Origin of the sequence: Streptococcus marmotae (assembly GCF_001623565.1) — a bacterium.
GTDB lineage: Bacteria > Bacillota > Bacilli > Lactobacillales > Streptococcaceae > Streptococcus > Streptococcus marmotae.
In genome coordinates this window covers 661,592-676,842 of the sequence record NZ_CP015196.1, presented here as the reverse complement: position 1 = coordinate 676,842, position 15,251 = coordinate 661,592, and the positions used below count along the sequence as shown (strand labels likewise).

Sequence of the window (15,251 nt, the reverse complement as noted above, 5' to 3'; positions counted from 1 at the left end):
GATAGGAGTATGAATTTTGAAAAGATTGAACAGGCTTATGACCTGCTATTAGAAAATGTCCAGACGATCCAAAATCTTTTGGGAACAAATATTTATGACGCCTTGATTGAGCAGAATGCTGCCTATGTAACAGGTAGCCATGAAAATGAAAGGGTGTCTCGTAATATCAGTGCCTTGAAGAAGTTACAATTAACAACTGAGGAATGGCGGAGAGCGTATCAGTTTCTTTTTATCAAGGCTAATCAGACCGAACCGATGCAATACAATCACCAATTTACACCGGATAGTATCGGTTTTATCCTTACCTTCCTGTTGGAGCAATTGGTTGATGAGCAGCAAGTAACGGTCCTAGAAATTGGATCAGGAACAGGTAATTTAGCGCAGACTATTTTAAATCATAGTCAAAAAGAGATTGACTATCTTGGTATTGAAGTGGATGACTTGCTGATTGATTTGTCTGCTAGTATTGCGGATGTGATAGGAAGTAATCTGCATTTTGCACAAGGAGATGCTGTTCGTCCGCAGATTCTGAAGGAGAGTCAAGTCATTATTAGCGATTTGCCGATTGGCTATTATCCGGATGATCGAATTGCTCAGCGTTATCAAGTAGCTAGCTCTGAAGAGCATACCTATGCGCATCACTTATTGATGGAACAATCCTTGAAATACCTGAAACAAGGGGGATATGCTATCTTGTTGGCACCAAATGATTTACTGACAAGTCCACAAAGTCCGTTACTGAAAGGTTGGATGAAAGAGCATGCAAAGGTTGCAGCAGTGATTACTCTTCCAGCGACTGTTTTTGGCACCCAAGCTATGGCTAAGACTATTTTCGTTCTGCAAAAGCAGACAGTCCAGACGTTAGAAACCTTTGTTTATCCATTAACGAATCTTCAACATGCTGAGGAATTACAGGCTTTTACAGAGAATTTTAAAAAATGGAAACAAGATAATGGAATTTAAGTGAAAATTTGATATACTAGTTAGGAAAACGCTTAAAAGGGGAAACTTATGTCAAAAACAATTGCGATTAACGCGGGTAGTTCTAGTCTGAAATGGCAGTTATACCAAATGCCAGAGGAAACAGTATTAGCGAAAGGTTTGATTGAACGGATTGGGTTGAAAGATTCGATTTCAACGGTTAAATTCAATGGTCAAGCTGCTAGTCAAACACTCGATATTGCTGATCATGTGCAGGCGGTAAAAATTTTATTAGACGATTTGTTGGCACATCACATTATCGAAGACTTTTCAGAAATCACTGGTGTTGGTCACCGTGTGGTAGCTGGTGGCGAATTTTTCAAAGATTCAGCTTTAATTGATGATGAAGCACTTGCTAAAATTGAGGAATTATCAGCACTAGCACCGCTTCATAATCCAGCCAATGCTGCAGGTATCCGCGCATTTAAGAATATCTTGCCAGATATTACAAGTGTGGCTGTTTTTGACACAGCATTCCATACAACCATGCCAGATGTTGCTTATCGTTACCCAATTGCGACGAAATATTATGAAGAGCATCAAGTTCGTAAATACGGCGCTCATGGAACATCTCACTATTATGTTTCGCGTGAGGCTGCAAAAGTATTAAATAAGCCAATTGAAGACTTAAAACTGATTACGGCTCATATTGGAAACGGGATTTCAATCACAGCAGTTGATGGCGGGAAATCCGTTGATACATCAATGGGCTTTACTCCGTTAGCTGGACCGATGATGGGAACACGTTCTGGAGATATTGACCCTGCGATTATCCCTTACCTGATTGAGAATGTTGCAGAATTAAAAGATGCAGCGGATGTTGTCAACGCCTTGAATAAACAATCTGGTCTCCTAGGAATTGCAGAAGTATCAAGTGATATGCGTGAGATAGAAGCTGGTCGTGCAGCTGGTGATGCAAAGTGTACCCTTGCTTTTGATATGTTTGTTAATCGCTTGCAAAAATTTATTGCTCAATACTTTGCCGTGTTAAATGGAGCAGATGCGTTGGTATTTACAGCTGGTATCGGTGAAAATTCTGTAACAGTACGCAATGCAATTGTGAAAGGTATGTCTTGGTTTGGGATGGAATTGGATCCTGAAAAGAATGTTTTCGGAGCAGAAGGCGACATTTCAACAGCTGATTCGAAGGTCAAAGTTTTAGTCATTCCTACTGATGAAGAACTTGTGATTGCGCGTGATGTAGAACGTTTGAAAAAATAAGAATTGAAAATAAGGAAGACGGATAGCCAGTAGTTGGTTATCCGTCTTTGTGTACCATTGTTAGGAGAAAAAGAACTTATACTCGTCAAAAATCAAAGTCTGATGTCGTTACCTCACCTTGCTTCAACAGTCCGGGGGACTGTTGAAGGTTGGAAATAAGGATTATGTCATAATCCTCAGCTAACATTAGTTCAAACTAGTGGTTCAGTGGAGACGAGCTGCGCTCGTTCTATTTCCAGCCTTCCATAATTCTCGATTGTGGAATAATCAGATTTTGATTTTTATAGAGTATTACCTCGGGCACTTTTTATTTTTGCTCTTGTAAGTGAGGAGTGTTTTTCCTAGAATGGGGTTATTCAAGTGCAAAAGGGATAGCAGTAAGGAGTTGAATAGATGCATCAACAGACAACGTCAAGTTGAGATTTTGTCAGGGAAGGCTCTAGTCAAAAGAATAGAGATATGGTAGAATGAAATGGCAAAGTAATTTGCGCAGAGTAGGTGGTTTGCGTTAAGTGTGTATGGATGGGATGTTGCTGTACAACGAAGCGAGAGCGCGGTAAACCATTGCATCCGCTGTCGATCAGCCGACAGCTCCACTTGATAAAAGGAGCAGAATATGTTTTCGAAAAAATCTCCTAAATTAGGAGTGCAGCTAATAGTTGCGTTGGCGATGTTAATCGCTGTACGTTACATCTTGGGTCATTACTTTTCATTTTGGATTATACCGAATATATTGAAAGTTAGTCTGTCATTTATTGCAAATACATTGATCGGAATGTTGGCAGGTCCATGGATTGCAGTTGTTGTGTTTGTGGTGAATGATGTGTTGACTGCTTTAAACTCGGGATACGCATTCATTATTTGGTTTACCCTGTTAGAAGCAGTTCAAGGTTTTTTATATGGCTATTTCTACTATGGAAAGAAATTAGACATTCATAAAATCAAAGATTGGCTCTATGTGCTACTTGCGACAACGGTGATTATGGGGATTGGAACCTTCCTGTTGACCCCAATTTTAAATCAAATCTACCAACAGGTCCCTATTTCAGTCCAGTTTTTTGTTCAGGGACGTATTTTTAAAGTATTAGAAATTCCATTCAGAGTTGTTGTGACAATGATGTTATTGCCGCAGCTTCAAAGAATCCCAGAAGTACGTAAGTTAATGGGAATAACAAGATAATAAAAAAGCAACAATTCATCCCATTGTTGCTTTTTCTATTTAGTATTGCTTCATTAAATCTACTGTTGAACGGTCTAATTTTTTCACAATGGCTTGTAGAAAGGCTTGTGCTTGTAAGAAATCATCCATATTGTAAAGAGTTTGATGTGAATGGATATACCGAGCACAGACGCCAATTGTAGTAGAAGGGATACCGTGTAGTTGCTTATGGGCTGCTCCTGCATCAGTGCCACCTTTTGCGCAATAATATTGGAATTTAATACCAGCTTCTTCTGCGGTTGTGAGAAGGAAGTCTTTCATGTTTTTGAGCATGATGTGCCCTGGATCATAGAATCGCAAGAGGGTACCGTCACCGATTTTGCCCTGTTCTCCAAAAATATCACCTGCAGGGGAACAATCGACAGCGAGGAAGATGTCAGGGTTAAATTTGTTTGTGGATCCATATGCACCACGTAAGCCAACTTCTTCTTGGACATTGGCACCAGCAATCAAGTGATTTGGAAGAGGGATATCTGATAGACTTTCGAGCAATTCTGTTACCATTAGCACCCCAAAACGATTGTCCCAAGACTTGGAAATGATGTTTTGGCCATTTGCAGTTAAAATGGTCTCACTTTTCGGAACGAGAATGTCACCAGGACGTACGCCAAATGTTTCTGCTTCTTCTTTTGAACTAAATCCTGCATCGAAGATGATATCTTTTGTAGCAGGAAGTCCAGCGCTACCATTCGTACCACGGGAAAGGTGGGGAGGCATAGAGCCAGAAATAACAGGAATTTTTCGACCGTCTTGCAGGTGTAGTGTAAAGGCCTGGCTAGATACGACAAGTGGATTCCAACCGCCAATTTCTACTGCTCGGAATGTTCCGTCTGCTTGAATATGACTAATCATAAAACCAACTTCATCCATGTGGGCAGCTACAAGAATACGAGGAGCGTTTTCTTCGGTTGTCTCCTTGATTCCGAAAATCCCTCCCAATCCATCTGTTTCAATACGATCAACGTATGGAGTGATTTTTTGGCGCATGTGATTGCGGACCTCGTGTTCGAATCCAGCGATACCTTGTAATTCGGTAACTTCTTTGATTTTTTCAAATAAAATAGAATGTGACATAATGATCCTCCTGTCTATTATTTTATCATGAATTGTGGTAAAATGTTGGATATGAACAAGAAAAAAGCAGCCTTGCTAGCAGGTGTAGTTGGAGCGGGTATTCTCGCAGCTAGCGCGCGATTTTCGATGACCATGTATGAAGAACGAAAAAAAGCGAAAGCTCTCCAGCAAGTGCGTACATTTTTTGCTGAATATGGAGAAATTGCAACTGTATTTATCAACGAGGTAGAATCAGATAAGCACCGTTTAGTGGGTGGTGTTGTCATGGAAGATGAAACAGTCTATCTGTTTGAAAATGAAGCAGGTGTGATTTGGTATGAGGAGGAATTGATATGATTGTGCCAACGAGTCTTGAGGAATTGGCTGGTCTTGTCGAGCAAGAAGGAAAACAAGTCTTGTTCTTTTCTGCCGATTGGTGTGGTGATTGTCGCTTTATTAAGCCGTTTTTACCAGAGATTGAGGCTGAAAATCCAGACTTTCAATTTGTCTTGGTGGACAGAGATGAGTATATGGACGTAGCCCAGCAGTGGAATGTCTTTGGGATTCCCAGTTTAGTGGTTCTGGAAAATGGGAAGGAAATAGCCCGCTTTGTCAATCGAGACCGGAAAACCAAGCAGGAAATCAATGATTTTTTAGCGAATGTGAGAGGATAAGAAATGATTTTTACCTATAATAAAGAACATGTTGGTGATGTCTTAATGGTTATTGTGGCAGATAGTAAGAATGACCAAGTGGCTGTTGAACGTAAAGGAAATGTTGCGCGTGTCTTTCTGATAGACACTCAAGAAACTGTGGCGTGGAATATTTTTCAAGTCTCTAGCTTGTTGACAATTTCAGGACGTGGTCAAGTTTTTTTAACGGATGAAGATGTAGCTATTCTCAATCAAGAATTACAAAAAGAAGGCTTCGCAGAATCGTTGGTCAATGATAAGGAACCCAAATTTGTCGTTGGTGAAATTGTGAAATTGGTTGCTCATCCAGATAGTGACCACTTGAATATCTGTCAAGTTAAAATAGGGGAAGAAAAAACAGTTCAAATTGTCGCAGGAGCGCCGAATGCTGCCCTTGGTTTGAAAACGATTGTTGCTTTGCCTGGTGCGATGATGCCAAATGGTAGCCTGATTTTCTCGGGAGAATTACGTGGTGAAAAAAGTTTTGGGATGATGTGTAGCCCACGTGAATTGCAGCTGCCAAATGCTCCACAAAAACGTGGTATCATTGAGCTAGATTCAAGTGAAGTAGTAGGGACACCCTTTGATCCTGCAAAGCATTGGCAAGGATAATAAAAAAGTTGGCTCAGGCCGACTTTTTTACATCTTTTTCGAATAAATAAGTAGGAGGGAAAAAGATGTACAATAAAGTGATTATGATTGGTCGTTTGACGGCCCAACCGGAATTGAACCAGACAGCCAGTGGCAAAAATGTGACCCGTATCACCATCGCTGTCAATCGTCGATTCAAGACAGAAAATGGTGAGCGTGAAGCTGATTTTATTACAGCTGTCTTTTGGGGGAAATTGGCCGAAACCCTTGTTTCTTATGGAGGGAAAGGTAGCCTAATTTCTATTGATGGGGAGCTGCGCACACGTAAATATGAGAAGAATGGGCAAAACCAATATGTAACAGAAGTGCTCGGTCAGTCATTTCAATTGCTAGAAAGTCGTGCTCAACGTGCCATGCGTGAAAATAATACAGGTGAAGATTTGGCAGACTTGGTATTAGAGGAAGAGGAATTACCATTTTAGATAGAATAAGAGGCTGAGACAAATCAGGATGAGCGCGTCGCGCTTGCCTACAAAAGAATGTAGTCTGGAAGATTACGTATAAAAAGTGTTCAGCTTCGTTTCTTTTATAGCTGTAACATTTTGACGCAGTAGTTGTCTGGTTTGTAAAACGAGTTTGGGACAAAAAGATTTTCACGGTAGAAATGCTATAATTTCAGATAGTCTCTTTTACTAAAATATATAAAAAGTGAGCAAAGAGAGAATTTTAAGATTTTAACTCTTCCTTTGTTCGCTTTTTACTTTTCTAATCAGACTTTTGTTGCAATATTATTATAGGAGAAAGGAGGATGAGACAAATCATAATGAGCGTGCCTCGCTCATCCACAAAAGAATATAATCTGGAAGATTACGTATAAAAAGTGTCTAGCTTCGTTTCTTTTATAGCTGTAACATTTTGATGCAGTAGTTGTCGGGTTTGTAAAACGTTGCTAAATCAACATTCTACAAATCGCGTCAACCTTGCGGGGTGGGAGTAAAATCATCTTTGGCCTGGGCTTAGAAACTAGAGAGAGACTTCTTCTTTCATCATTCGCGTTCATTCCTCTCTCTTTTTCAGTCTGTAGTACTATTTTCAAAAAACTAAATGAAATTCTCTTGACTATTTTTGACCAAATGATATAATAAAACCATAGAAATTAGCACTCACCTAGAAAGAGTGCTAAACGAATTCTTGGAGGTAAGATATGCTAAAACCATTGAACGATCATGTGGTCGTAAAAGTAGCAGAAAAAGAAGAACAAACTGTTGGAGGCTTTGTCCTTGCAGGAAATAGCCGTGAGGCGACTAAGGTTGCTGAAGTCCTTGCAGTAGGACAGGGAATCCGCACCTTAACGGGCGAATTAGTCCCATCAAGTGTGAAAGCTGGGGACAAGGTTGTCCTTGAAGACCACGCAGGAATTGAAGTCAAAGACGGCGAAGAGAAGGTCTTGCTTGTTCGCGAAGCAGAAATTTTAGCAATTGTAGAGTAAGAAAGGGAAAAAGATGGCAAAAGAGATTAAATTTTCATCAGATGCCCGCACGAGCATGGTGCGTGGAGTTGATATTTTAGCAGATACAGTCAAAGTAACCTTGGGACCAAAAGGTCGTAATGTCGTGCTTGAAAAAGCATTTGGTTCACCCCTTATCACCAATGACGGTGTGACTATTGCCAAGGAAATCGAACTGGAAGACCATTTTGAAAATATGGGTGCTAAATTGGTGTCCGAAGTAGCATCTAAAACCAATGATATCGCTGGTGACGGAACAACAACTGCAACAGTTTTAACTCAGGCAATTGTCCGTGAAGGGATTAAAAACGTAACCGCAGGTGCAAATCCAATCGGTATTCGCCGTGGAATTGAAGTGGCGGTCAGTGCAGCTGTAGAAGCTCTTAAAGCAAATTCAGTCCCTGTTGCCAATAAAGAAGCCATTGCCCAAGTTGCAGCTGTATCTTCTCGTAGCGAAAAAGTGGGTGAATACATCAGTGAAGCCATGGAAAAAGTTGGCAAAGACGGCGTTATCACCATTGAAGAGTCTAAAGGGATGGAGACAGAGCTGGATGTCGTAGAAGGTATGCAATTTGACCGCGGTTATTTGTCTCAATACATGGTGACTGATAATGAAAAAATGGTGGCAGACCTTGATAACCCGTATATCTTAATTACAGATAAGAAGATTTCAAATATTCAAGAAATCTTGCCATTGTTGGAAAGCATTCTCCAAACGAGCCACCCACTCTTGATTATCGCAGATGATGTAGATGGTGAAGCTCTTCCGACCCTTGTCTTGAATAAGATTCGCGGAACTTTCAATGTTGTAGCTGTAAAAGCACCAGGATTTGGTGACCGTCGCAAGGCTATGCTGGAAGATATTGCAATCTTGACAGGTGGTACAGTTATCACTGATGATTTAGGTCTTGAATTGAAAGACGCAACCATTGAAGCACTTGGTCAGGCTTCTAAAGTAACAGTTGACAAAGACACAACCGTTATTGTAGAAGGTGCGGGCGATGCGACAACGATTCGCAACCGTATCGGCATTATCAAAGCACAAATCGAAACAACAACCTCTGATTTTGACCGTGAGAAATTACAAGAACGCTTGGCGAAATTGTCAGGTGGTGTGGCAGTCATTAAAGTCGGTGCAGCGACAGAGACTGAGTTGAAAGAAATGAAACTCCGCATCGAAGATGCTCTCAATGCCACTCGTGCAGCTGTTGAAGAAGGAATTGTAGCCGGTGGTGGAACAGCCTTTGTCAATGTTATTGATGCTGTAGCGAGCCTTGAGGTGGAAGGTGACGAAGCGACAGGACGCAATATTGTCCTTCGAGCTTTGGAAGAGCCAGTTCGTCAAATTGCTTTGAATGCAGGTTTTGAAGGCTCTATCGTGATTGACCGCTTGAAGCATTCAGAAGCTGGAACAGGCTTCAATGCAGCAACAGGCGAGTGGGTCAACATGATTGAAGCAGGGATTATTGACCCCGTTAAAGTAACGCGTTCTGCCCTTCAAAATGCAGCCAGCGTTGCCAGCCTTATCTTGACAACAGAAGCAGTTGTCGCAAACAAACCAGAACCAGCTGCCCCAGCTCCAGCAATGGACCCAAGCATGATGGGCGGTATGATGTAATAATCAACTCTCGTAGAAGCTATTCTGCGAGAGTTTTTGCATACTAGAAAGAAAAATGGAGCAGATGATGGGGCTTGCTTTATACTCTATAAAGATCAAAATCTGACTAGGAAACGAAAATGCAGGTAGAACTAGAGTTCGATAAGGTGGGTTAACGACGTCAGATTTTAATCTTTGCTGGTAATTATTTCATATCATTGCTTGCACACTTCAGTTTCTCTCAAAAAATAGAGAGGTTGAGTGAGATGTTTTTTAAGTAGAATAAATTTCACAAGCTAATTCTTTTTCTCCTGTATGAAAATTCGCTATAATAGTCAGCGTAAGGGAGTGAAGAGATGTATCAAGTGATTAGGATGTATGGTGATTTTGAGCCTTGGTGGTTCTTGGATGGCTGGGAAGAAAATATTATTAGTACTAGTAAATACAGTAATTACGAAGAAGCTTTGCAAGATTATCAACGGCAGTGGGTCTGTCTTTCTGAATACTTTCCAATGAAGGAAAGCCAGAATGGTTTGATGACAGCCTTTTGGGATCCGCAAGATCAATATTGGTGTGATGAGTGTGATGAATATTTGCAAAATTATCACTCATTAATATTATTGGAAGTGGCAGAAAACATGCCTACAGGCTTGCGACGAAAAGAGGCAAGCAGACATCGAATTTGTCAATTAAAGTAAAAAAGAGCATCTGTACAGAGGAGTAGAGGTGCTTTTCTATCTTTTTAAGTTCCTGCTGTTTTCTCTAAAAGTTTTTCTGGAAATGTACTTGTTAGTTCGTAGGAAGAATTGGCTGTATTTTTTAAACGAATATGCTACAACGATAAAACATGGTCGAGTGGGATTGGTATTTTTGGGAAATACCTTGTTATTCGCTGATGACATACTATAGCTATCTTATTTAGCTATTTCCTGAGCTACAAATAGAAAAATTCAATACCAATCTCAAAAGCCATCAAAAACGATACATTTGAAGTAACCCCTAAGTAGTAAATAGAGTATTATGACTTTATTTCTGATATGTTTCGTAGCGTGAAGATACATTTTATTACTTAATAACAAAAACACCAGACTGGGCATTTCCAATCTGGTATTTTATTACGATTTTGCAAACTCTGCTTCAACTACTGCAAGTGCCCGTTCGATGACCAAGTGCATATCATAATACTTGTAATCTGCTAAACGACCACAGAAAATGACCCTGTCTTGAATAGCTTCTGCCTCTTTTGCATACTTGGCAAAAATAGCATTGTTTTCCGCATCATTGATTGGATAGTAAGGCTCCTCACCTTTTTGCCAATCGGCTGGGTATTCTCTGGTAATAACGGTTTTTTCCTGCCTTCCGAATTCAAAGTGCTTATGTTCAATAATCCGTGTATAAGGGACTTCGCGCTCGGTATAATTGACCACAGCATTACCTTGGAAATTATCTATATCCAACACTTCATGCTCAAAGTGTAGTCCACGATAGTCCAATTCCCCATGCTTGTAATCAAAATACTGGTCAATCATGCCTGTAAAGACTACTTTTTTAGCCTGGCTCTCCCATTCTGGTCTTTTTTCAAAGAAATCTACACCAAGTTCAACCTCAATGCCTTCTAACATTTTTTCAATAATAACATTGTACCCCCCTCTGGAATTCCTTGGTAGCGGTCATTAAAGTAATTATTATCAAATGTAAAACGAACTGGCAAACGCTTGATGATAAAGGGTGGTAAATCCGTCGCAGATCGTCCCCACTGCTTTTCCGTATAGCCTTTGATCAATAGTTCATAGACATCTTTTCCAATCAATTTCAAGGCTTGCTCTTCCAAGTTTTTTGGCTCTATACCTTGCAAATGCTGAGTCTGCTCAGCAATTTTTTCCCTCACTTCTTGCGGAGTCTTGGTCCCCCACATGGCATAGAAGGTATTCATGTTAAAAGGCAGATTATACAATTTCCCTTGATAATTGGCAACAGGAGAATTGATATAGTGGTTAAATGTTGCAAATTGATTAACATAATCCCAAATACGCTTATTAGATGTATGGAAAATGTGCGCCCCATATTTATGAACATTGATACCTTCAATCGACTCGCAATAGATATTGCCTCCGATATGGTTTCGTTTGTCAATCACCTTGACGGTTTTACCACGCTTGGTCGCCTCGTAAGCAAATACAGCACCTGATAGTCCAGCTCCAACAATAATATAATCGTACATTTCCTGACTCTCTTCCCTAAAATAACCCTACCATTATATCACAATTATGAAGAAAATTGGTCTATTTTTCCTCTCGTACTACCTGCTCATAGTGATTGGTACCGTCTTGCAACTTCTCCCAAATCACCACTTGCTGCTCTCTTAGGGATTTTTGGACATCAATAATCCGTTGATTAGACGAACCACGAAATTGCAGCATGAGATTGCGCTTGGTCCGATCATACCGGCCATCGACTAGAATGTCGATATAGCTGAGTAATTCTAGCTTATCTGGTGTTTCTAGCATCATTTCTTCCCAAGTATAGCCAGTCCAAGACCAAATATCCTTTTCAGGTAATTCTTTGCGAATACGCTTGACTAAGGGAAGAAGAATCCCCGTATTAAGAAAGGGCTCTCCACCTAGCAAGGTCAAGCCCTGTACGTAAGGCTGAGCAAGGTCCTGCATAATCTGCTCCTCCAATTCCTGTGTATAAGGAATTCCTGCCTTAAAAGACCAGGTTGCCACATTGTAGCAACCCTCGCAATGAAACATGCAGCCAGCGACATAGAGGGAATTGCGTACCCCCTCTCCATCCACAAAATTAAAGGCCTTGTAGTCGATAATTCGTCCTTGACTCAATTCTTCACTTTTCCACTCTTGTGGTTTTGGATGATTCATGCTTCCTCCAACTCAATCCAATACCGTTCCGTCCCATCTACTTGATTTTCCAACTGACCACCTTGTGAAAGAATGGTACGCCGGCTTGCTTCATTGTCCACATGGCAAGTCAGAAGTACACGGGAAATAGCCTTAGCCTTCGCTTCTATCAAGCCCAAGCACAGCTGCTCCTTGGCATAGCCTTTTCCGCGTTCGCTAGGACGAATGCAGTAGCCAATATGGCCATATTCACCCAGTACCGCAGGGGTATTCGTTGTCCTAAGAGCTAACAAGCCAAGCAGACGATTACCCTCGTAGGATAAATAAAGGACAAATGGACCAAGCCCACTTTCTAATACATCCCTCGTTTCTTGTTGGTGCAGCAAGTCAAGCCACCTTTCAAAATTACCATCTGCCTTCTGCCAAGCGTAAATATTACCACTCGCCCGTGAGCCAAATCGCTCAAATTCTGCTTGCATATCTAAAAAATCTTGCTTGTCTTGTAAAATTGGTCGTCTTAACTCCATGGCCTACTCCCTTTCTAGGTCAATCCAGTACTGTTCCGTTTTACCAACCTGATTTTCCAACTGACCACCTTGTGAAAGAATGGTACGGCGACTTGCTTCATTGTCCACATGGCAAGTCAGAAGTACACGGGAAATAGCCTTAGCCTTCGCTTCTATCAAACCCAAGCGTAGCTGCTCCTTGGCATAGCCTTTTCCGCGTTCGCTGGGACGAATGCAATAACCAATATGGCCACCATGTTGCAGAAGTTTGTCATTGAGCCGTAAGCGAAGGTTTAGAAAGCCCAACGCTCGACCATGCCCATCAAAGGAGACATACTGAATAAACGGCACAAATCCTTCTGGAATTCCTAATCCCCTTTCCGCATTAGTATTGGTTTCTAGCCACTCTTCATAGGCAAAATTCTCCCCAGCAAAAAATCCATCCGTGGGACTATTACGATGACGAAACTCCTCAATCATCTCTAAAATCGCTTCCTTATCTGCTAAGGTTGGTAGTCTTAACTCCATCGCTCTCCTCCTTTGGCTCTCTAAAAATCAAAATCTGACTAGGCAACAAAACTATAGGTAGAACGAGCGTTCAGCAAGGTGAGGCAACGACGTCAGATTTTCATTTTTAGGGTAGTATAATACAAGAAGGGCTTTAGCCCCTCCTCTGTTATTATTTCTCTTGTTTTTTCAAAAACTGTTCCCGTAACTGGGCAACCTTGTCTTTTTTCGTCGTGCCACCTTTCGAATGTTTTTCGTGGTAACGTTCAACAAGGGCCTTTCCCTTGTCATCTAGCTGGTATTTCCCCATCTTTTTCTCCTTCTCTATTGATGGTTGAGCCATTCATGTGCTTCACACGCGCGGCAATTTCCTTGTGCCGTCCATTTACCATTGGCCGTGCCTGCGGATTTCCTAAATAACCACAGGTTCTCTTGACCACATCAACTGTTTTAGGATCCCTGTTGCCACAATTTGGGCACTCAAAGCCTCGCTCCGTCGGTGTGAAATCTCCCTCAAAATGGCATTCATAGCAGCGATCAATCGGGGTATTGGTCCCCAAATAACCCACACGGTCATAAGCAAAATCCCACACAGCTTCTAAGGCCTTAGGATTTTGTTGCAAAACAGGATATTCACAATAGTGGATAAATCCACCTGTCGCACCTGCCTCTGGATAGGCCTTTTCAAATTCTAATTTTTCAAACGGTGTTGGATTTTTTCGAACATCGTAATGGAAAGAATTGGTGTAATATTCCTTATCCGTAATATCCTTGACCAAACCAAATTTTTCCCGATCCAAGCGACAAAAACGATCAGTCAAACTCTCAGATGGCGTTGAGTAGATTGAAAAATGAACATCGTATTCATCCGACCAAGTACCGACACACTCTTTCATGACACGAATAATGTCAAGCGTGAACTCTTTCGCAGCTGGATTTCCTTCCCATTCACTGCCATAGAAGATCGTAGCAACTTCATAAAGACCGATATAGCCCAAGGAAATGGTCGCTCTACGTTTGATAAACAGCTGCCCGACTTCATCGTCTTTGCCCAAACGTTGCCCAAATGCTCCATATTGGTACAGAATAGGGGCATTGGCTGGCCGTGCCTCCATGACACGGTGTAAGCGATAAACTAAAGCATCCTTAGCAATCGCCATTCGTTCCTCAAAAATAGCCCAAAACGTGTCCATATCACCACCAGACTCCATCGCAATCCGCGGTAGATTGAGCGTGACCACGCCAAGATTCATGCGACCAGAATTGACTTCTTCCCCATTTTCATCCAACCAGCCCTGTAAGAACGATCTACAGCCCATCGGCGCTTTGAAAGAGCCCGTCAATTCCTTGATTTTATCATAAGACAAAACATCAGGATACATTCTCTTCGTTGCACATTCTAAGGCTAAGAGCTTGATGTCGTAGTTTGGACTTCCTTCTTCTAGGTTCAAACCACGTTTCAAGGTAAAAATCAACTTTGGAAAAATAGCCGTCCGCTCTTCACTCCCTAAGCCTTTTATTCGAATTTGTAAAATAGCCCGTTGAATTTCTCGTTCAAACCAAGAAGTCCCCAAGCCAAATCCTAGAGAAGTAAACGGTGTCTGCCCATTTGAGGTGAAGAGGGTGTTAATCTCATATTCCAAGGACTGCATGGCATCGTAGATGTCTTTTTTAGTCTTTTCACGTGCATAGTCTTCCTGCTTTTCAGGCAAGACCCACTCTCTTGCATCCTTTAAATGCTTCTGATAATTCAATTCTGCATACGGTGCTAACAACTCATCTACACGATCTGCTGTGCAGCCACCATACTGACTTGAGGCGACATTCGCGATAATTTGCGAAATCTGAGCTGTTGCTGTCTGAATAGACTTGGGACTTTCCACTTCTGCATTTCCAATTTTAAATCCCTTAGCCAACATCCCCTTAAAATCAATCAAACAGCAGTTGGTCATTGGTGTATAGGGACTGTAATCTAAATCGTGGAAATGAATATCCCCTTTTTGGTGGGCATTTGCCACATGAGCTGGCAAGAGCTTGAGCCCAATCGATTTTCCCACAATTCCTGCTGTCAAATCACGTTGGGTATTAAAGACCTCGCTATCCTTATTGGCATTTTCATTGACGACCGTTTGGTCTTTTTTCAAGAGTTTTTCAATGGAAAAATTAATGTCCATCGCCTGATGACGCTCAAAATCACGTCTGGTCCGATACTGAATATAAACTTCTGCCAATTCATACAAGTGTGCCTTTAGCAATTCTTGTTCAACAATGGTCTGAATTTCATAAATTTGAATATCCTGATGAAAACGGCGACCAATTTCTTCGAGTACAGCTTCTACAATGTGTTCAAGAACCGCCTGTGAACAAGGTTGCTCTAGCTCAGCATTAGCACGACTAAGAGCTGAAAAAATCTTTCCCGCATCAAAGACTACTGTCCGCCCATCACGCTTTAGAACAAGAATTTCTGGCACAATCATTTGTTCTACTTGTACTACCATTTCGTATTCTCCTTTTCTGTC

The 15,251-nt window shown here is 41.3% G+C and carries 16 protein-coding genes, 1 pseudogene and 1 riboswitch; of the genes and pseudogenes, 10 read left to right on the top strand and 7 right to left on the bottom strand.

Annotation, left to right across the window (positions count from 1 at the left end):
* Positions 1–9: 9 nt before the first annotated feature.
* From A4H00_RS03425 to A4H00_RS03415, 3 genes are all read left to right on the top strand, one after another.
* Positions 10–963 carry a class I SAM-dependent methyltransferase gene (locus tag A4H00_RS03425; protein WP_067087305.1) on the top strand — a complete coding sequence of 318 codons (954 nt, stop codon included), beginning with the start codon at positions 10–12 and terminating at the stop codon, positions 961–963.
* Positions 964–1,011: 48 nt separating this feature from the next.
* Positions 1,012–2,202 (top strand): acetate kinase, encoded by a 1,191-nt coding sequence (locus tag A4H00_RS03420; protein ID WP_067087302.1) that lies wholly within the window; start codon positions 1,012–1,014, stop codon positions 2,200–2,202.
* A 488-nt stretch (positions 2,203–2,690) separates the two neighbouring features.
* Positions 2,691–2,780, top strand: a riboswitch (THF riboswitch).
* A 38-nt stretch (positions 2,781–2,818) separates the two neighbouring features.
* The gene (locus A4H00_RS03415; protein WP_067087300.1) at positions 2,819–3,382 is read left to right on the top strand and encodes a folate family ECF transporter S component; all 564 of its coding nucleotides are present in this window, start codon (positions 2,819–2,821) and stop codon (positions 3,380–3,382) included.
* 39 nt (positions 3,383–3,421) lie between these two features.
* Here A4H00_RS03415 and pepA read toward each other — a convergent pair whose 3' ends face one another.
* A complete protein-coding gene (pepA, locus tag A4H00_RS03410; protein WP_067087297.1) occupies positions 3,422–4,495 on the bottom strand; it encodes a glutamyl aminopeptidase in 1,074 nt (357 codons plus the stop codon).
* 51 nt (positions 4,496–4,546) lie between these two features.
* Between pepA and A4H00_RS03405 the strand changes: the two genes are divergently transcribed.
* From A4H00_RS03405 to A4H00_RS03375, 7 genes are all read left to right on the top strand, one after another.
* Positions 4,547–4,831, top strand: coding sequence for a DUF4651 domain-containing protein (locus A4H00_RS03405; RefSeq protein WP_067091432.1), 285 nt, complete (start codon positions 4,547–4,549; stop codon positions 4,829–4,831).
* On the top strand, positions 4,828–5,148 hold the full coding sequence (locus A4H00_RS03400) for a thioredoxin family protein (protein ID WP_067087294.1): 321 nt from the start codon (positions 4,828–4,830) through the stop codon (positions 5,146–5,148). The genes A4H00_RS03405 and A4H00_RS03400 overlap by 4 nt, the downstream gene beginning before the upstream one ends.
* Before the next feature lie 3 nt (positions 5,149–5,151).
* On the top strand, positions 5,152–5,778 hold the full coding sequence (gene ytpR / locus A4H00_RS03395) for a YtpR family tRNA-binding protein (protein ID WP_067087291.1): 627 nt from the start codon (positions 5,152–5,154) through the stop codon (positions 5,776–5,778).
* Between the two features lie 65 nt (positions 5,779–5,843).
* Positions 5,844–6,239, top strand: coding sequence for a single-stranded DNA-binding protein (locus tag A4H00_RS03390; protein ID WP_067087289.1), 396 nt, complete (start codon positions 5,844–5,846; stop codon positions 6,237–6,239).
* Positions 6,240–6,961: 722 nt separating this feature from the next.
* The gene (groES, locus tag A4H00_RS03385; RefSeq protein WP_067087286.1) at positions 6,962–7,246 is read left to right on the top strand and encodes a co-chaperone GroES; all 285 of its coding nucleotides are present in this window, start codon (positions 6,962–6,964) and stop codon (positions 7,244–7,246) included.
* Between the two features lie 13 nt (positions 7,247–7,259).
* A complete protein-coding gene (gene groL, locus A4H00_RS03380) occupies positions 7,260–8,882 on the top strand; it encodes a chaperonin GroEL (RefSeq protein ID WP_067087281.1) in 1,623 nt (540 codons plus the stop codon).
* Positions 8,883–9,217: 335 nt separating this feature from the next.
* Positions 9,218–9,559 carry a DUF1033 family protein gene (locus tag A4H00_RS03375; RefSeq protein ID WP_067087279.1) on the top strand — a complete coding sequence of 114 codons (342 nt, stop codon included), beginning with the start codon at positions 9,218–9,220 and terminating at the stop codon, positions 9,557–9,559.
* 417 nt (positions 9,560–9,976) lie between these two features.
* On the opposite strand, the pseudogene glf reads toward A4H00_RS03375, so the two are convergent.
* The 6 genes and pseudogenes from glf to nrdD all read right to left on the bottom strand — a co-directional run bounded on the left by glf (position 9,977) and on the right by nrdD (position 15,230).
* Positions 9,977–11,082, bottom strand: a pseudogene (gene glf, locus A4H00_RS03365) (UDP-galactopyranose mutase).
* A gap of 61 nt (positions 11,083–11,143) precedes the next feature.
* Positions 11,144–11,740, bottom strand: coding sequence for an anaerobic ribonucleoside-triphosphate reductase activating protein (gene nrdG / locus A4H00_RS03360; protein ID WP_067087275.1), 597 nt, complete (start codon positions 11,738–11,740; stop codon positions 11,144–11,146).
* A complete protein-coding gene (locus A4H00_RS03355) occupies positions 11,737–12,246 on the bottom strand; it encodes a GNAT family N-acetyltransferase (protein WP_067087272.1) in 510 nt (169 codons plus the stop codon). Before A4H00_RS03355 ends, nrdG begins: the two co-directional genes overlap by 4 nt.
* Positions 12,247–12,249: 3 nt before the next feature.
* On the bottom strand, positions 12,250–12,753 hold the full coding sequence (locus A4H00_RS03350; RefSeq protein WP_067087269.1) for a GNAT family N-acetyltransferase: 504 nt from the start codon (positions 12,751–12,753) through the stop codon (positions 12,250–12,252).
* A gap of 151 nt (positions 12,754–12,904) precedes the next feature.
* Positions 12,905–13,042 (bottom strand): hypothetical protein, encoded by a 138-nt coding sequence (locus tag A4H00_RS12005; protein ID WP_099092152.1) that lies wholly within the window; start codon positions 13,040–13,042, stop codon positions 12,905–12,907.
* Entirely contained in the window at positions 13,020–15,230 is a 2,211-nt protein-coding gene (gene nrdD / locus A4H00_RS03345; RefSeq protein WP_067087268.1) for an anaerobic ribonucleoside-triphosphate reductase, read from the bottom strand. Before nrdD ends, A4H00_RS12005 begins: the two co-directional genes overlap by 23 nt.
* Between the last annotated feature and the right edge of the window lie 21 nt (positions 15,231–15,251).